This window comes from Streptomyces sp. CNT360 (assembly GCF_000424785.1).
Window position 1 is genome coordinate 117,909 of the sequence record NZ_KE384243.1, and the last position, 16,288, is coordinate 134,196.

The following is a 16,288-nucleotide window of genomic DNA, read 5'->3' on the forward strand; positions in this document are numbered from 1 at the left end:
AGGAGAACAGGGATGAACGCCCTTCCCGGCCAGGTGCCCCACATCGAGGCCGCCGCCGTACCGTCCGACGCGCTGCTGCTGGACGTCCGCGAGGACGACGAGTGGAGGGCCGGACGTGCCGAGGGCGCGCTGCACATCCCCATGAGCGACTTCGTCGCACGCCAGGGCGAGTTGACGGAGCGGCTGGGCGAGGGCGAGCGCGTGTACGTCGTCTGCCGGGTCGGCGGGCGCTCGGCGCAGGTCGCCGCCTACCTCGCCCAGCAGGGTGTGGACGCAGTCAACGTCGACGGCGGCATGCTCGCCTGGGAGAGCGCGGGCCGCCCCCTGGTGGGCGACAGCGACCCGGCCTTCGTCGCCTGATCCCGCGCGGGGTCTCCCGGGCTTTGCAGGGCGGGGGTGTGCGGGCCCGGCATGTCAGGCCGGCTCCCGGGTGGCCAGCAGCTCGGCCAGGGCGTCCTCGTGGGCGGCGGCCGAACCGTACGACAGCTCCCACTGCTTGGCCCAGGCGTGGAACCGGTGCAGCGGATAGTCGGTGTCGGCTCCCGTGCCGCCGTGCAGATGCTGTGCCGTCTGCACCACGCGGCGCACCCCGTCCGCGGCCCACATCTTGGCGACCGCCACGGCGGTCGGCTCCAGGCGCCATGCCGCCTGCCAAAGGGTGGCCTCCATCGCGCGCAGGTCGATGTAGCGGTCGGCGGTCTGGACGGCCACGGCCTGGAACGTCGCGACGGCGAAGCCGAACTGTTCGCGGCTGCTGACGTACGTGCTGGTCATCTCCAGCACCCTGCTGCCCAGCCCGAGAGCCAGCGCGCAGGTGCCGGTGGTCAGCAGGCGCCGCAGGTGGCCCGCGGCCTCGGGCCCCTCGACCACGTCGCGGGCCGGTACGCGGACGCCGTCCAGCCGCATCCGCGCGTAGCTCTCCCCGTTGGTGGACGCCTGTGCTTCGAGGGCGACGCCCGGGGTGTCGGCGGGTGCGAGGAAAGCCAGGAGGGGATGCCCGTCGGCCGTGCGGGCCGGGACGGCCACCACATCTGCCGTACGGGCCCACGGTACGGCCGTCTGCACGCCTTCCAGCTCCCAACCCCCGTACCAGTCCACGGACTTCGCCGCGACGGCGAGCTCCGGCGGTTCGTGGCCGCTGCCTCCGTGCCCGGCGACCGTCACCGCCAGCTCGCCGGCCGCGATCCGCGGCAGCAGCGCGGCCCTGAGCTCCGCGTGGCCGTGCTCGGCCAGGGTGAGGGCCACCGCGCCCGTCTCCAGCAGCGGGACGCGGGCCAGCACCCGGCCGGCCTCGCGCAGCGCCAGGCAGAGCGCCACCGCGTCCAGGCCCGCGCCGCCGTGCTCGGTCGGCACGGTGAGCCCGAGCAGATCCGCCCTGGCGAGCCGCCCCCACAGGTCCCGGTCGAAGTCCTGGGCGACGGTGCCGGCCGTCAGCGCCGGGCTCGGCACCGTGTCGACCGTCACCCCCGCGAAGACGCCCTGTGCCGCCTCGCGGGCCGCCTCCTGCTCCTCGCTGAAGCCGAAGTCCATGCCGTACCGCCCCCAGGGGTCGCCGTACCCGAAAGCTGATGGGCCGTCAGGTTACGGCGCGGCGCCGCACTCTGCCAGAGGGCGACCGCTCGGAACCGGGAGGCCCGCACGAGCTCCGGGGGTCGGGGAACCGTTGCGGTACGGCTCAGGCGTCGAAGTCGAGCGCCACCTCGGAGGTCGTCGGGTGGGACTGGCAGGCCAGCACGTAACCGGCCTCCACTTCCTCCTCCTCCAGAGCGAAGTTGCGGTCCATGTGGACCTCGCCCGCCGTCAGGCGGGCCCGGCAGGTGCCGCAGACGCCGCCCTTGCAGGCGTAGGGGGCGTCGGTGCGGTTCCGCAGGACGGCCTCCAGCAGCGTCTCCCCCTCGCGGACCGGCCAACTGCCGCCCCGGCCGCCCAGGGTGGCGCTCATCGTGGCGGAGGCGGCCGGGACACCGGCGGCGCCCCCGGCCGGGCGGGCCGCGGACAGAGCGAGCGAGGCGTCGGCGTGGAAGATCTCCTGATGCACCCGGGAGCGTGGCACCCCGAGCGTGCGCAGCGCCGTGGCCGCGCCCTCCACCAGACCGAGCGGCCCGCACAGGTACCAGCCGTCCATCTCGCGGACCGCGGCGGGCGACAGCAGCGCGGGCAGCAGCGCCGTCAGCCGCTCCCGGTCGAGGCGGCCGGAGGGCAGCCCGCCCTGCTGCTCCTCGCGGGAGAGGGCGGTGACCAGGTGGAAGCGGTCGGGATGACGGTCCTTGAGGTCGGCCACCTCCTCCAGGAACATCGTCGAGGCCGTCGTCCGGTCGCTGCGGAACAGGCAGAAGCGGGCCTCCGGCTCGGTCCGCAGCAGGGTGGCCGCGATGGAGAGGACCGGCGTGATGCCGCTGCCGCCGACGACGGCGGCGAACCGTCCCGGCCGCGGTGCGAGGACGAACCGGCCCGTCGGCGGCAGGACCTCGACCGTGTCGCCCTCCGTCAGCTCCTTGAGGGCGTAGGTGGAGAACTCCCCGCCCTCCACCAGCCGGATGCCCACCCGCAGCGTGGCGGGGCGGGGGTCGGCCGGGGCGCACAGCGAGTAGGTGCGGCGGATCTCCTGGCCGTGGCCCGTGGCGCGGCGCAGGGCGATGTGCTGGCCCGCCACGTATCCGTAGGTCTCCCGCAGCTCGGGCGGTACGTCGAGGGTGAGGGCGGCCGCGTCGTCGGTGAGGCGCTCGACCGACCGGACGCGCAGCGGATGGAAGACGGCCACCCCTCACACCTCCTTGAAGTGGTCGAACGGCTCCCGGCAGCTCTCGCAGCGCCGCAGGGCCTTGCAGGCGGTGGAGGAGAAGCGGCTGAGCACCGTGGTCTCGGCCGAGCCGCAGTGCGGACAGCGGACCGGCCCGGATGCCCCGGCGCCCTCCGCGGGCGGAGCCGCGGATGCGGCGGGCCGTTCCACGGCGTGGCGGGTGGGGGAGAGGCCGACCGGGACCGGGCCCCGGCCCCGGGCTCCGGCGCGGGGCGGCGCGATACCGTGCGCGGCCAGCTTGCGGCGCCCTTCCGCGCTGATGTCGTCGCTCGACCAGGGCGGGGCCAGCACGGTACGGACCTCGACCCGCTCCGCCCCGGCCGCGCGCAGCACCTGCTCGATGTCGGCGCCCATCGCCTCGATCGCGGGGCAGCCGGTGTAGGTCGGGGTGAGCTCGACCAGCAGGTGCCCGGGCTCCGGCTCGACCACCCGGCGCAGCACGCCCAGTTCGGCGAGGGTGACCACCGGGAGCTCGGGGTCGGGCACCTCGCCGGCCAGCTCGGCGAAGGGGCGGGGGCCGGGGGCGGTGCCGGCCGCGGAACGGCCCGTCACCACTGCGCCCCGGGGTGGCTGCGGTGCAGATGCTGCATCTCGGCGAGCATCCGGCCGAACGGCTCGGTGTGCACCCCCTGTCGGCCCGCCCCCGCGGACCACGCACCGTGGCGGGGGGTGTCGGGGACGGTCAGCCCGGCCCGGCCGAACACGTCCCCGATGACGGCGTCCCACTCCTGGGCCAGCTGTGGCCAGCGCACCGCGTCGAGTCCTTCGATCGGCTGGAACAGCTCGCCCGTGAACCGCCACAGCGCATCGACGGCCCGCTGGGTACGGGCATGGCTCTCGTCCGTTCCGTCGCCCAGGCGCAACGTCCACTGTTCGGCGTGGTCGCGGTGGTAGGCGATCTCGTGGACGGTCTTGGCCGCCAGCGGGAGGGTGGAGGCCAACTGGGCGTGCAGCGGCAGTTGGTAGGCGGAGAAGAAGAGCTGGCGCACGATCGTGTGCGCGAAGTCCCCGCCTGGCTGCTCCACCAACTGGCAGTTGAGGAAGGAGCGTTCCTCGCGCAGGTAGGCGATCTCGTCCTCGCTGCCGAGCACCTCGGTCAGCTCCGCGTACAGCGCACGGGCCTGGCCCAGCAGGTCCAGTGCGATGTTGGCCAGCGCCAGCTCCTCCTCCAGCACGGGGGCGTGGCCCGCCCACTCGGCGAGGCGGTGGGAGAGGACCAGCGCGTCGTCGCCGAGGGGGAGCGTGGCGGGTGCGGTGACGGGCGGCCTCGCGGGCCGGGGGGTCACGGACGGCGCGGCCGGGGAGCGGGAGTGTGCGGGCCGGGTGGTCACAGGTTCCGCACCCCCTCCGGCACCTCGTAGAACGTCGGGTGGCGGTAGGGCTTGTCGGCGGCCGGAGCGAAGAAGGAGTCCTTCTCGTCGGGTGAGGAGGCGGTGATCTCGGTGGCGGGGACCACCCACACGGAGACACCCTCCGAGCGGCGGGTGAACAGGTCGCGGGCGTTGCGGAGCGCCATCTGCGCGTCGGGGGCGTGCAGGCTGCCCGCGTGGGTGTGCGAGAGGCCGCGCCTGCTGCGTACGAAGACCTCCCACAGGGGCCAGTCGGCGCTCATGACTCAGCTCACCTTCCCGCCGACAGCGCGGCCGGCCGCGTGCTTCGCTGCGTGCTCAGCCGTGTGCTTGGCTGCGTGCGCCGCGGCTGCCTCGCGGACCCAGGCGCCGTCCTCGTGTGCCGCACGGCGGCGGCCGATCCGCTCGTCGTTGCACGGGCCGTTGCCCTGGAGGACCGCGCGGAACTCCTCCCAGTCGATCGCGCCGAAGTCCCAGTGGCCGCGCTCCTCGTTCCACCGCAGGTCCGGGTCGGGGAGGGTGAGCCCGAGGGCCTCGGCCTGGGGGACGCAGATGTCGACGAAGCGCTGGCGCAGCTCGTCGTTGGAGTGCCGCTTGATCTTCCACTCCATGGACTGCGCGCTGTGCGCCGACTCGTCGTCCGGGGGGCCGAACATCATCAGCGACGGCCACCACCAGCGGTCCACCGCGTCCTGTGCCATCGCGCGCTGTGCGTCGGTGCCGCGGGCCAGCGCCAGCAACAGCTCGTACCCCTGGCGCTGGTGGAAGGACTCCTCCTTGCAGATCCGCACCATGGCGCGGGCGTAGGGGCCGTAGGAGCAGCGGCACAGCGGCACCTGGTTGGTGATGGCCGCGCCGTCCACCAGCCAGCCGATCGCGCCGACGTCCGCCCACGTGAGAGTGGGGTAGTTGAAGATGGACGAGTACTTCTGGCGGCCGGAGTGCAGCTTGTCGAGCAGCTCGTCACGGCCGGTGCCCAGGGTCTCGGCGGCACCGTAGAGATAGAGGCCGTGGCCCGCCTCGTCCTGGACCTTGGCCAGCAGGATCGCTTTGCGGCGCAGCGAGGGCGCGCGCGTGATCCAGTTGGCCTCCGGCTGCATGCCGATGATCTCCGAGTGCGCGTGCTGGGCGATCTGGCGGACGAGGGTGGCGCGGTAGGCGTCCGGCATCCAGTCCCGCGGCTCGATGCGCTCCTCGGCGGCGACGGCCGCGTCGAAGGCGGCCTGGAGCGCCGCGGTCTCCTCGGGAGGGAGTGCGCCCGGCGCCGTGTCCGCGCCCGGACCGCCGGTGGTCCTCTCCCCCGTCCGCCCGTCGCGCGGCGGCGTCGTCACCGATGCCATACCAGCCCCCTGCTCCTCCGCTGTCCCTCCGCACCGCCGGTCCGCAGCGACCGACCGACCGATCGTTCGGTTCAAGAATGAGGTGCCCTCATCCGGCTGTCAAGAGCAGCCAGGGGCCTCTGTGGACGGCGAATGCCATGGACCCTCCGGCCGGGCTCCCGTACACCAGTAGTCTCTGAGAGTCTTCGAGGCGGACCGGTCGGTCCCGTCCCGGGCGTGGAGCCGGCCCGGCGACGGGCCAGGGAGCCGGCCGGGTGGCGGGCAGGAAGAAATGGGGAGCAGGGAGGGCATGGAGCCAGCAGCGCACCAGGTGCCCGGGACGGACAGCGCGGGGGAAACGGACGGCATGCGGGGCATCGCCGCGCTCTCCCTGCCCGCGCGGATCTTCGTCGCGATAGCCGTGGCCGTCGTCACCGTCGGAGTCGCGTTCCACGTGGCGATGGTCTTCTTGCAGACGGCACCGGAGAACACGGTCAGCAAACGGCACGCGGACCTCCTCGACTCCTACATCAACCCGGAGTTCGAACGGAACTGGAAGCTCTTCGCTCCCAACCCCCTCCAGCAGAACGTCGCCGTGCACGCGCGCGCCCGCGTCGCCGGCGGGGACGGCACCACCCGGACCACCGGCTGGGTCGATCTCAGCGCCATGGACGGCGACGCCATCCACGGCAACCCGACACCCAGCCACACCCAGCAGAACGAGCTGCGCCGCGCCTGGGAGTTCTACGCGGACAACCACGACGACAAGGGCAGGTCCTACGGGCTGCGCGGGCGGCTCTCCGAGCAGTACATCAAGCGGATCGTGATGCTGCGCTTCGGTTCCGAGCTGAACGGCGGCAGCGTGGAGCGCATCCAGGTCCGGGCCGCCGTCACCCCGGTCGCCCCGCCCGCCTGGAGCGACGAGAAGAGCGACGGCAAGACCCGGTACTCGGTGCAGCCCTGGTGGCAGGTCACCGGCGGCGACCTGCCGGGAGGTGCCGCATGAGCGCGCAGGGACGGCACCTGGTCCCCGTGCGCGCCCGCCTGGAGCGGCGCGTCTCGCGCGGGCTGGCCATGGTCACCGGGCACGCGCTCGGGCCGTACCAGACGGCGATCGTGCGCATCGGTTTCGGCGCCACCTGGCTGTTCTTCCTGCTGCGGGAGTGGCCGCACCGGCACGAGCTCTACGGCCCGGACGGGCCCTGGAGCTTCGGTCTCGGCAAGCAACTGCTGGAGACCAACCACGCCTTCACGGTGCTCATGTGGGCCGGCAACGACAGCTGGTTCGAGCTCGTCTACGTCGTCGCCCTGCTGTCCGCGGGCGCCCTGCTGCTGGGCTGGCACACCCGCGCCTCGACCGTGCTGTTCATGGTCGGCGTGCTCTCCTTGCAGAACCGCAGCGTCTTCATGGGCGACGGCGGCGACAACGTCATCCATCTGATGTCGATGTATCTGGTGCTCACCCGGTGCTCCCGGGTGTGGTCCCTGGACGCGCGACGGGCCCGTCGCGCCCGCGACCGTGCGCAGGCGGCCGGGACGGGGGAAACGCAGGAAACGCAGGGAACGGGGCAAACGGAGAAAGAGGCCGCGGCGGAGGCCGGGGCCGGTGGTGTGGTGCTGTGGTCGGTGCTCGGTGCCGTCCTGCTGGGCGCCACGATCGCGGGCGCGCTCAGCACCGGCTGGGCCTTGTGCTTCTGGGCCCTGTGGGCGGCCAACGGCGCCTGGTGGGGGCTGAACAAGGCGATCGCCGTACGCGGCGGCAGCGGGCTGCGCGAGATCCGTACCGTGGGCGACGTCCTCGCCAACCTGGCGCACAACGGCGTGCTGCTCGTCATCATGGTCGAGGTCTGCCTGGTCTACTCCACGGCAGGCTGGTACAAGATCCAGGGCAGTCGGTGGCAGGACGGCAGCGCCGTCTACTACCCGATGAACCTCGACTACTTCAGCCCCTGGCCCGATCTGAGCCACCTGTTGGCGGGCAACGGCCTCATGGTCTTCCTGGTGACCTACGGAACGGTCTTCACCCAGGTCGCGTTCCCGTTCACCCTCTTCAACCGGCGGGTGAAGAACGTGCTGCTGGCCATGATGATCCTGGAGCATCTGGGCATCGCCGTCCTCCTCGGGCTGCCGTTCTTCTCGATGGCCATGATCGCGGCGGACTCGGTGTTCCTGCCGACGGTCTTCCTCGTCTGGCTCGGCCGCCACGCCACCGCGCTGGGCGCCCGCGTACGGGGGCTGCTGCCGGGCGGCACATCCCCTGGAACATCCGGGTCAGCTCCGGGAACGGTTCCTGACGCGGCTTCCCCGGCGGCTCCCGGGACGGTCCCGGCGCCCGGAACGACGGGTGCCCGGGCCGAGTCCGGTGCGGAGCGCACGGCGCCTCACTCGGGCTCCGTGTCGTCCCGTGCGGGTGGCGCGGAGCGGCGTCCGTAGGGTGGCCGGGTGACGGAGACGGCCGAGACGGAGTGGGCGCGGCACAGCGGCGCGGGCACGGTGCTGCTGGACGGGTTCCACGCCCTCAAGCACGCCCTGCGCTTCGGAGCCCGGGTCCCGGTCGCGCTGGCGACCGACCGCCGCGCCGCCCTCTCGCTGGCCGGGGAGCTGGCGCCCGACCTGACCGACGCCCTGGGGGCGCTGGTGCGCCAGGTGCCGGAGCGGACGCTGCGCACCCTGGTGCCCCGCCTGCACCCGACGGGCGTGGCGGCCCTCGCCCTGCGGGACAGCGCGCCGTCCGTCGCGCCGGACGGCGACGCTCCGCTCGTCGTCCTCGACAACCCGCGCCACCTGGGCAACCTCGGCGCTGTCGTACGGCTGGCCGCGGGTACGGGTGCGGCCGGGGTACTGACCACCGGGGACGTCGACCCCTGGCACCCGGCCGCGGTACGTGCCGGAGCGGGTCTGCACTTCGCCGTGCCGGTGGCCCGCCGGCAGGTGGCCGAGCTGCCGCGCGGCCCGCTTCTCGCCTTCGACCCGGAGGGTGCCGACCTGCGCTCCGTGACGCTGCCCGCCGGGGCGCTGCTCGCCTTCGGCTCGGAGCGGCACGGGCTCTCGGACGGCCTGCGGGACCGCGCCGACCGGTTGGTGGCCCTCCCGATGCGGCCGCACGTCTCCAGCTACAACCTCGCCACCAGCGTCGCGATGGCGCTGTACCACTGGATGGCCGGGACGGGCCTTGGACCCGACGGGGGATGGGGCTGACGGACCCCGGACCTGCGGTCCCGGAACCGGAAGGTCCCGGAACCGGCAAGGCTGCCTAGAGGTACGGGCCGCCCGTGCGGTGCTGGGCCTCGTTGGCCTCGGCGGCCTCCTCCGGGGACATCGCGCCCGGCGGAAGCGCCCTGCGCATCTGTTCCAACTGCGCCCGGGCCGCCATCTGCTGGGCGAACAGCGCGGTCTGGATGCCGTGGAAGAGCCCTTCCAGCCAGCCGACGAGCTGGGCCTGTGCGATCCGCAGTTCGGCGTCGGTCGGAGTGGAGTCCTCGGTGAAGGGGAGGGAGAGGCGCTCCAGTTCCTCGATGAGCTCGGGGGCGAGGCCGTCCTCCAGCTCCTTGATCGAGCTGGTGTGGATCTCCTTGAGGCGGGCCCGGCTGGCCTCGTCCAGCGGCGCCGCCTTCACCTCCTCCAGGAGCTGCTTGATCATGCTGCCGATCCGCATGACCTTCGCCGGCTGTTCCACCATCTCCGTCACGGGGACCTCAGCCTGCTCATCGCCCTCCCCGTCGCCGCCCTTGGCGCCGGTACCCCCCAGAGCCATTCCGTCGGGGCCCACCACCAGGACCTGCGGCGTCTCCTGCGACTTGTCGTTGCTCGGCTGCGTCATGCCCCCATTCTGCATGCGGGCTCGGACGGCTGCCGAGCGACCCGGTCGGCGGCCGGGCGGGGCGTCGTTCAGCCGCGCCGCAGCCGCAGCGCGAGGAAGGCGAACCCCAGGCCCATGAGCGTCATGCCCGCGCCGAGCGGGAGGACCGGCAGGACCTGGCCCGAGGGCCGGGTGGCGGCGGCCACCGGCTGACCGCGCGCGTCGGTCCGCCCGTCGACGGGACCGTCCGAGGCGTACAGGTCGTGCTTGCCGATCGCCTCGTCGGGACGGCGCGGAGCGGTGAGGTCCTCGGAGGAGGACGGCGGGGGCTGCGTCTGCGCGGCACCCGGGCCGCCCGTGCCGTCCTGGTCCGCATCAGGATCCGGGTTCGCGTTCCCTCCGGGGCCCGCAGCCGCGTCCGGGTCCGGGGCTGTGCGGTTCCGTCCTTCGGGGTGCTTGTCGTGCTGCGGTGCCGTCCCCCGCGTGCCCGGTTCCTGCCGGACCTTCAGCTGTCCGCCGTGCTGCTCGCGCTGGTGGGTTTCGGGGCGCTGTCCGCTCGGGTCACGCCGCGGCTCGTGCGGCGCGGGCCTCTCCGCGGGCTCCTCCCGACGACGCATCCCCTGGCCGTCCGGCTCCTCCTGGGTGCCCTGGAGATCCGGGCGCTGTCCAAAGCCGGAACCGGATGATCCGGAGTCGTGCGGATGTGACGGCCGTGACGGCTTCGGCGGCGCTTCCCGGCCCGGGTCGTCGGGGGGCGTACCGGCGGGCGGGGGATCACCGGCCGCGTTCCGGGGAGCGGCGTCGGAGTCGTCTGAGCTGACGGTTGCCGTCGCCGACAGCAGGTGGTGCACGGTCTGCCGCGCGGAGGGCTGTGCGGCGCCCGCCAGCGCATGCTCGACGGCGGAGGGCCGCACGTAGGACGGCGGCCGGTACGACGACGGTCCGTACGGCAGGGACCGGTACGCCGTCGGCACCGCGTAGGAGTGTCCGGGGGAGGGCTCACCGTACGGGAAGCGGCCGGACGGCGGCAGGTCGCTCGGCGACGGCCCGGGGGGCGACGACGACGGCTCGTACGGCGAGTGGCCGTACGGCGAGTGGTCGTACGACGGCGGTGCCGGAGGGGTGGGCCCCGTCGGGGGCGCCGGACTCAGGGGGCCCGGCAGGTCCCTGTCGCGCAAGCTCCCACTGCCGGGGCCCGTCCCGGCGCGCTCCGGGGCCGGGCCCGTTGCCGTGCCGTCCCCGGCGAGGGCGGCAGGCGTGGGCAGGGCGAGGAAAAGGCAGGTCAACAGGGTGATTCCCCGGTTACGCCGCTGGATGTGCCCCACGAGCGTGACCCTTCCGAACGGGATGGTCCGCATACCAGTCCAGAGTCACATAAAGGGACAAATCCGGCATCATGTGCAAGCGGGACGAGGGATGCCCGCTGCTCCGCACGGCCGACAGAAGGCCGACAGAACCGGGCCTCCGCGTCCTTCGGGCACCGGGGTCTCGGCAGCGCGGCCTCCGTTCCCGCCCGCACCCTCCCTGCCCGCGGCACCGCGTGCAGCTCCCGCGCGTACAGGTCGGGGGAGCGGGCCGGTGACCGATCGACGGCGGACCGGCGGCCGGCGCCCGCCTCGCGGCGTGTCCCGCGGGCGCCGGCCGGACCGGATCACCCCGTGGCCAGCAGCAGCTTGCCGACGTGGCTGCTCTCGTCGAGGGTGCGGTGGGCCCGGGCGGCGTCCGCCATGGGGAACGTCTCGTGCACGACGGGCCGGACGCGGCCGTCCGCGATCAGCGGCCACACGTGTTCGCGGACGGCGGCCACGATCGCCGCCTTCTCGGCCGGGGGCCGGGCCCGCAGCGAGGTGGCCGTCACGGCGCCGCGCTTGGCCAGCAGGGCGCCCAGGTTCAGCTCTCCCTTGCTGCCGCCCTGCATGCCGATGACGGCCAGCCGCCCGTTGACCGCCAGCGCCTTGACGTTGCGCTCCAGGTACTTGGCGCCCATGTTGTCGAGGATCACGTCGGCGCCGACGCCGTCGGTGGCGGCGCGCAGCTCCTCGACGAAGTCCTGTTCGCGGTAGTTGATCAGGATGTCGGCGCCCAGCTCGGCGCACCGCTCCAGCTTCGCGGCCGTCCCCGCGGTCACCGCGACACGGGCCCCCACCGCCTTGGCGAGCTGGACGGCCGCGGTGCCGATGCCGCTGGAGCCGCCGTGCACCAGCAGGGTCTCCCCCGGGCGCAGGTGGGCCACCATGAAGACGTTCGACCAGACGGTGCAGGTCACCTCGGGCAGCCCGGCCGCCGTCGCCACGTCCACGCCGTCCGGCACGGGCAGCAACTGCCCGGTGGGTACCGCGACCTTCTCGGCGTAGCCGCCCCCGCCCAGCAGTGCGCACACCTCGTCGCCGACCGCCCAGCCGGAGACGCCGGGGCCGACGGCCGAGATCCGGCCCGCGCACTCCAGGCCCGGGTACGGGCTCGCGCCGGGCGGCGGGTCGTAGAAGCCCTGCCGCTGGAGGACGTCCGCACGGTTGACGGCGCCGGCCACGACGTCGACGAGGACCTCGCCCTCGCCGGGCTCCGGGTCCGGGACCTCGGCCCAGACCAGCGCCTCGGGACCGCCGGGTTCGGGAATCGTGATCGCATGCATACGGCCGACGCTACCCGGCTCCTCCCGCCTGACCCGCTCGGCCCGTGGGGGCCCGTGGGGCGGCTGCCGTACCGGGGCGGGTGTCCGGGCGGCGCGGGCGGTGGGGCCAGGCCGGACACGGGCCGGCGTAGGTGAAGCGGAGCTTCTGGTCCGGGGTCGGCACGTACGCCTGGTGGCAGCCGGTGCAGAACCAGAACCAGGAGTCGTCCTTGCCCGCCCGGGTCTCCCTGGTGTCCTTCCACAGGAGACGTTCGGGACAGTTGGGGCAGGTCGGCGGCGGATCCATCGCGTCATCGTCACGCCTGGCGCCGCGCCGGGCGCCGCCCGCGCACCACAGTCACCTGAAGGGATGAGCCGGTGGCCCCCACGGCGGCGCCGCTCGCCACGGTGGGGGCCACCGGGCCGTCAACGCTGGTCGCTCCTGCGCTCGTCCGGCTCGGGCAGGACCCGCGACGCGCGGTGGATGACCACGAGCCGGTCGGTGAGCTGGAGAGCGACGGCCTCCGGGTCGTCGTAGGCGAGTATCCGGTGGCCGCGGACGACGGAGACGACCAGGTCGTCGCACTCCCGCGGCGAGCGGCCCGCCTCGGCCTTGGTGACGGGCCGCTCCTTGAGGTCCAGCCCGCTGCCCTGCTGGATGAGATCCTCTATCACCGAGCTGGCGTTGGGGCTGTGCATCGCCAGCCCGAGCAGCCGCCCGGCGGCGCTCGCGCTGGTGATGACCTGGTCGGCGCCCGACTGCCGCAGCAGGGGGGCGTTCTCCTCCTCGCGCACCGCGGCCACGATCTTGATGCGCGGGTTGAGCTGCCGCGCCGTGAGTGTCACCAGCACCGAGGTGTCGTCCCGCTGCGGTGCGATGACGATCTGCCGGGCACGCTGCACCTCCGCCCGGACGAGCACCTGGCTGCGGGTGCCGTCGCCCTCGACGCCGGCGAACCCCTCGGCGTTGGCCGCCTTCACCGTCGCCGGGTGCGCGTCGATGACGACGACCTGGTCGCGGCTGAGCCCGGTGGACAGCAGCGTCTGGATGGCCGAACGGCCCTTGGTGCCGAAGCCGACGACGACGGTGTGGTCGCGCAACGCGGACCTCCAGCGGTTCAGGCGCCACTGCCGACGGGTGCGGTCCGTCAGCGCTTCGAGGGTGGTGCCGATGAGAATGATCAGGAACAGCACGCGCAGCGGCGTGATGACGAGGGTGTTGACCAGGCGCGCGCTGTCCGACCCCGGGGCGATGTCCCCGTATCCGGTCGTCGAGAGCGTGACCGTCGTGTAGTAGAGGCAGTCCAGGAACGTCAGGTGGCCGTCGACGTCGTCCACGTAGCCGTCCCGGTCCAGGTAGACCAGCAGCACCGTCACCCACAGCACGCCGAACGCCGCCAGCAGCCGCCGCACGACCTGCCGCAGCGGGGAGATGTCCAGGCGCGGCAGCAGCACCGAGCCCTGCCGCTCCTCCTCGTCGTCGTCGCCGGTCCCGCTGTCGGCCCGCGAGGAGCGCAGCCGCCTCACCACGGGAGTTCCAGCACCGGTACGTCCTCCCCGGGCGCCGCACCACCGGGCGGCACCACGGCCAGCGCCTCGCAGGACGCGACGCCGCGCAGCATGGCCGGGCCCGCGTAGCGCAGCGGCTGGATACGGGCCCGGATGCCGGAGCCCTCGTGCCGTACGGGCACCAGCCGGGTGTCCCGCGGGTGGCCCGGCACCTCGGCGCCCAGTGTGGCCGCCCGCAGTTGCGGCTCGGCGCGCCCGCCGAGCGCGCGCAGCAGGGGGGCCGCCAGGGTCATCAGCCCGGACAGCGCGGCCAGCGGGTTGCCCGGCAACCCCACCAGGAAGCGGGACCCCGGGCCCGCCGCCTCCCCGGGCGCGGCCCCCGTCCCTGCCGGTGCTGCCTCAGCGCCCGTAGCTCCCGCCGCGCTGTCGGGACCGAGTGCGGCCAGCAGCATCGGGTGTCCCGGCCGGACGCGGACGCCGTGCACGAGGAGGCGGGCGCCCAGCCGGTGCAGCGTCGGTTGCAGGTGGTCGACGGGCCCCTCCGCGGTGCCGCCGGTCGTGACGACCACATCGGCCGTCGTGCCGGACACCGCCTCGAACAGCGCCTCCTTGTCGTCCCCCAGCAGCCGGGTGACGGTCACGTCGGCGCCCAGCGCCGTCAGCCACGGCTCGACCATCGGGCCGAGCGCGTCCCTGATCCGGCCGTCGCGCGGCAGGCCGCGGTGCAGCAGCTCGTCTCCCAGGACGAGCACCTCGACGCGCGGTCGCGGCACCACCTCCAGCTCGTCGTAGCCGGCAGCCGCCGCCAGGCCGAGCACGGCGGGCGTGACGGCCGTCCCCGCGCGCAGCAGCGTGTCCCCGGTACGGCACTCCTGGCCGCGCGGCCGGATGTCGGTACCCGGCTGCGGGGCGGCGGCGGTACGCAGCCGCGCGGCGCCGACCCGCTCGGCCGCCTCCCGGCGGAGCACGGCACTGGTACCGGACGGGACACGGGCACCCGTGGCGATACGGAGGGCCTCCCCGTCGCCGAGCTGCGACGGCTCGGAGCGGTCGCCCGCCAGGATGCCGGGCCGCTCACTGCCGTCGGAGTCCCGCGCCAGCTCCCACGGGCCGGGGCCGGAGACGGCCCAGCCGTCCATCGCGGACGTGTCGAACGGCGGCAGGTCCGTGAGGGCCCGCAGCGGGGCCGCCAGCGTGTGCCCGAGCGCACGGTGGAGAGCGAGCGTGGCGGGCGGCGCCGCCGTGGCGCAGGAGGCCGCCCGGCCGACCGCCTCCGACCAGGTGGGTGCCGCCTCCGGCGCACCACGCCGCCTGCGCCGCGCGTGCGGGCCGTGGCTCACCTGGGGGCCGTCGGCGTCCTCCGCGGAGCAGCCGCCGTGGGACATGTGGGCGGCTGCGGAGCCGGACCCCGCGCCGCCCTGCTCGGGCCCGCCCGGGTGGTGCTCCCGGCCCTGCCGCCCCGCACCGGACGCGGGACCGCCCGGCCCCGCACCGGTCTCGCTGCCGTCCGCGCCGGGTTCACCGCCGTGCACGCCGTGGCCGCTCGGTGCGCCGTTCCGGCCGGGTGTGCCGTACTCGTCGGCGTGCCCGGCGTGCCCGGCGTGCCCGGCGTGCCCGGCGTGCCCGGCGTGGTCCTCGGGCCCGCCGCTGCCGCCGCGCCCCTCTGCTTCGCCGTGCTCGCTCCAGTCGATACGGCGGATCCGCTTCAGGCGGGGTGCGGGAGGTGGTTCCGGCCTGGTGCGGCCGCTGTTGGCGAGGGCGATGGCCTCGTCGAGTTCGTCGGATCCGCTCATCGTTCGTCTGCGTTTTCCGAGGTTTCCGAGGTTTGCGAGGTTTCCGAGGGTTTCGAGTTTTCCGAGGGTTTCGGGTGTTCCGCGTTTCCCGAGCCCCCCGCGTCTCCCGGGGTTTTCGAGTTGTCCTTCTCCGGGCTGTCCCCGGCCGCCGTCTCGTCGGCCCAGCGCTCGGCGAGCCGGGCCGCGCGGGACGCCGCGCGGGCGACGTCCTCGGGCGAGCCGTCCGCCCGCGCTGCCGCGTACCCCACCAGGAAGGTGGTGAGCGGCGCGGCCGGGCGCGCGACACCGTGCGCCGCGTCCCGGGCGAGATCCAGCAGCACAGCGGTGTCCACGTCGAGATCGATGCCCAGTTCGGCCTTGACTGCACCCATCCATTCATCCAGCACGGTGTCATGCTCCCTGATCCGCGCCCGCGCCGTGGCGATGTCCTCCCAGGTGTCGCAGTCCGAGGCGGCGACGGCGACGGGCGGGGCGGTGGACGGTGTCACCCGGTGCAGTTCCAGCCCCTCCAGCACCATACGCAACGGCAATCCGGACAGCTGACCGTACTCCGTGCGCAGCAACGCGAGTTCACGGCGGAGCGGTTCCAAGCGGTAGGCGGCCAGCAGGGGTTGTTCCCGCCCGTCGTAGGCGACGGCCGCTTCCGCGTCCTGGGGGACGGCCAGCAGCGTGTGCACCGTCTCCCTGTCCAGGAAGGGCAGGTCCGCCGAGACGACGAGCACGAGGTCCGGCGCGACCGGGGCAGCGGTTTCCGGCGCGGCGTCCGCAGCGGCCATCGGCGCGGCGGCTGCAGTCCTCTTCGGCGCGGCGTCCGCAGCCGTCTTCGGCGCGGCACCGCTGTGCTCGGCAAGCGCGCACACGCCCGCGTGCAGGGCGGCCAGCGGGCCGCCGCCCGGTGGATCCTCGCGCACCCAGCCGACCGGGCGGTACGTCGCGCGACGCGGGCCCACCACGACGGTGGACGCCGCGTCGGAGCATGCCGCGAGGACCCTGTCGAGCAGGGTCCTCGCGCCGACGGTGACAGCCGGTTTGTCCGCGCCCCCGAGCCGGCCGGCAGCGCCGCCCGCCAGTACGAGCGCGGCGTACGGCCGGCCGCGCACCGTGCCCT

General features: G+C 74.3%; 17 protein-coding genes. 4 read left to right on the forward strand and 13 right to left on the reverse strand.

Translation table 11 applies throughout. The annotated features are described in order from the left end of the window. Positions 1-12: 12 nt before the first annotated feature. Positions 13-360, forward strand: coding sequence for a rhodanese-like domain-containing protein (locus H297_RS0126325; protein WP_027739485.1), 348 nt, complete (start codon positions 13-15; stop codon positions 358-360). 54 nt (positions 361-414) lie between these two features. Here the strand turns inward: H297_RS0126325 and H297_RS0126330 are convergent, their stop codons facing one another. From H297_RS0126330 to paaA, 6 genes are all read right to left on the reverse strand, one after another. Then, entirely contained in the window at positions 415-1,530 is a 1,116-nt protein-coding gene (locus H297_RS0126330; RefSeq protein ID WP_027739486.1) for an acyl-CoA dehydrogenase family protein, read from the reverse strand. 145 nt (positions 1,531-1,675) lie between these two features. Further along, positions 1,676-2,761, reverse strand: a complete 1,086-nt coding sequence (locus H297_RS0126335; protein WP_027739487.1) for a 2Fe-2S iron-sulfur cluster-binding protein — start codon at positions 2,759-2,761, stop codon at positions 1,676-1,678. Positions 2,762-2,764: 3 nt separating this feature from the next. Further along, positions 2,765-3,352, reverse strand: a complete 588-nt coding sequence (paaD, locus tag H297_RS38560; RefSeq protein ID WP_051352229.1) for a 1,2-phenylacetyl-CoA epoxidase subunit PaaD — start codon at positions 3,350-3,352, stop codon at positions 2,765-2,767. Then, the gene (paaC, locus tag H297_RS0126345; RefSeq protein ID WP_027739488.1) at positions 3,349-4,086 is read right to left on the reverse strand and encodes a 1,2-phenylacetyl-CoA epoxidase subunit PaaC; all 738 of its coding nucleotides are present in this window, start codon (positions 4,084-4,086) and stop codon (positions 3,349-3,351) included. The genes paaD and paaC overlap by 4 nt, the downstream gene beginning before the upstream one ends. 41 nt (positions 4,087-4,127) lie before the next feature. Then, positions 4,128-4,412, reverse strand: a complete 285-nt coding sequence (gene paaB / locus H297_RS0126350; protein WP_027739489.1) for a 1,2-phenylacetyl-CoA epoxidase subunit PaaB — start codon at positions 4,410-4,412, stop codon at positions 4,128-4,130. Between the two features lie 3 nt (positions 4,413-4,415). Continuing rightward, positions 4,416-5,489: a 1,2-phenylacetyl-CoA epoxidase subunit PaaA gene (paaA, locus tag H297_RS38565; protein ID WP_051352197.1), complete on the reverse strand. Its 1,074-nt coding sequence runs from the start codon at positions 5,487-5,489 to the stop codon at positions 4,416-4,418. A 289-nt stretch (positions 5,490-5,778) separates the two neighbouring features. Here paaA and H297_RS0126360 point away from each other — a divergent pair, with 289 nt between their 5' ends. The 3 genes from H297_RS0126360 to H297_RS0126370 are packed head-to-tail and all read left to right on the forward strand — an operon-like array spanning position 5,779 to position 8,666. Beyond that, on the forward strand, positions 5,779-6,474 hold the full coding sequence (locus tag H297_RS0126360; protein WP_486589677.1) for a DUF5819 family protein: 696 nt from the start codon (positions 5,779-5,781) through the stop codon (positions 6,472-6,474). Beyond that, on the forward strand, positions 6,471-7,901 hold the full coding sequence (locus H297_RS38570; protein ID WP_486589678.1) for an HTTM domain-containing protein: 1,431 nt from the start codon (positions 6,471-6,473) through the stop codon (positions 7,899-7,901). Before H297_RS0126360 ends, H297_RS38570 begins: the two co-directional genes overlap by 4 nt. Before the next feature lie 9 nt (positions 7,902-7,910). Further along, positions 7,911-8,666 carry a TrmH family RNA methyltransferase gene (locus tag H297_RS0126370; protein ID WP_027739491.1) on the forward strand — a complete coding sequence of 252 codons (756 nt, stop codon included), beginning with the start codon at positions 7,911-7,913 and terminating at the stop codon, positions 8,664-8,666. Positions 8,667-8,721: 55 nt separating this feature from the next. Here H297_RS0126370 and H297_RS0126375 read toward each other — a convergent pair whose 3' ends face one another. From H297_RS0126375 to H297_RS38580, 7 genes are all read right to left on the reverse strand, one after another. Then, positions 8,722-9,288, reverse strand: coding sequence for a bacterial proteasome activator family protein (locus tag H297_RS0126375; RefSeq protein WP_027739492.1), 567 nt, complete (start codon positions 9,286-9,288; stop codon positions 8,722-8,724). 68 nt (positions 9,289-9,356) lie between these two features. Next, the gene (locus H297_RS0126380; RefSeq protein WP_486589679.1) at positions 9,357-10,625 is read right to left on the reverse strand and encodes a hypothetical protein; all 1,269 of its coding nucleotides are present in this window, start codon (positions 10,623-10,625) and stop codon (positions 9,357-9,359) included. Between the two features lie 293 nt (positions 10,626-10,918). Further along, the gene (locus H297_RS0126385; RefSeq protein WP_027739494.1) at positions 10,919-11,899 is read right to left on the reverse strand and encodes an NAD(P)H-quinone oxidoreductase; all 981 of its coding nucleotides are present in this window, start codon (positions 11,897-11,899) and stop codon (positions 10,919-10,921) included. 10 nt (positions 11,900-11,909) lie between these two features. Next, positions 11,910-12,185 (reverse strand): hypothetical protein, encoded by a 276-nt coding sequence (locus H297_RS38575; protein ID WP_037795504.1) that lies wholly within the window; start codon positions 12,183-12,185, stop codon positions 11,910-11,912. Between the two features lie 119 nt (positions 12,186-12,304). Continuing rightward, positions 12,305-13,333: a potassium channel family protein gene (locus H297_RS0126395; RefSeq protein WP_051352230.1), complete on the reverse strand. Its 1,029-nt coding sequence runs from the start codon at positions 13,331-13,333 to the stop codon at positions 12,305-12,307. Positions 13,334-13,401: 68 nt separating this feature from the next. Continuing rightward, positions 13,402-15,180, reverse strand: coding sequence for a molybdopterin molybdotransferase MoeA (locus H297_RS0126400; RefSeq protein WP_027739496.1), 1,779 nt, complete (start codon positions 15,178-15,180; stop codon positions 13,402-13,404). Continuing rightward, the gene (locus H297_RS38580) at positions 15,177-16,280 is read right to left on the reverse strand and encodes a DUF6457 domain-containing protein (protein ID WP_064744882.1); all 1,104 of its coding nucleotides are present in this window, start codon (positions 16,278-16,280) and stop codon (positions 15,177-15,179) included. Before H297_RS38580 ends, H297_RS0126400 begins: the two co-directional genes overlap by 4 nt. Positions 16,281-16,288: the final 8 nt, after the last annotated feature.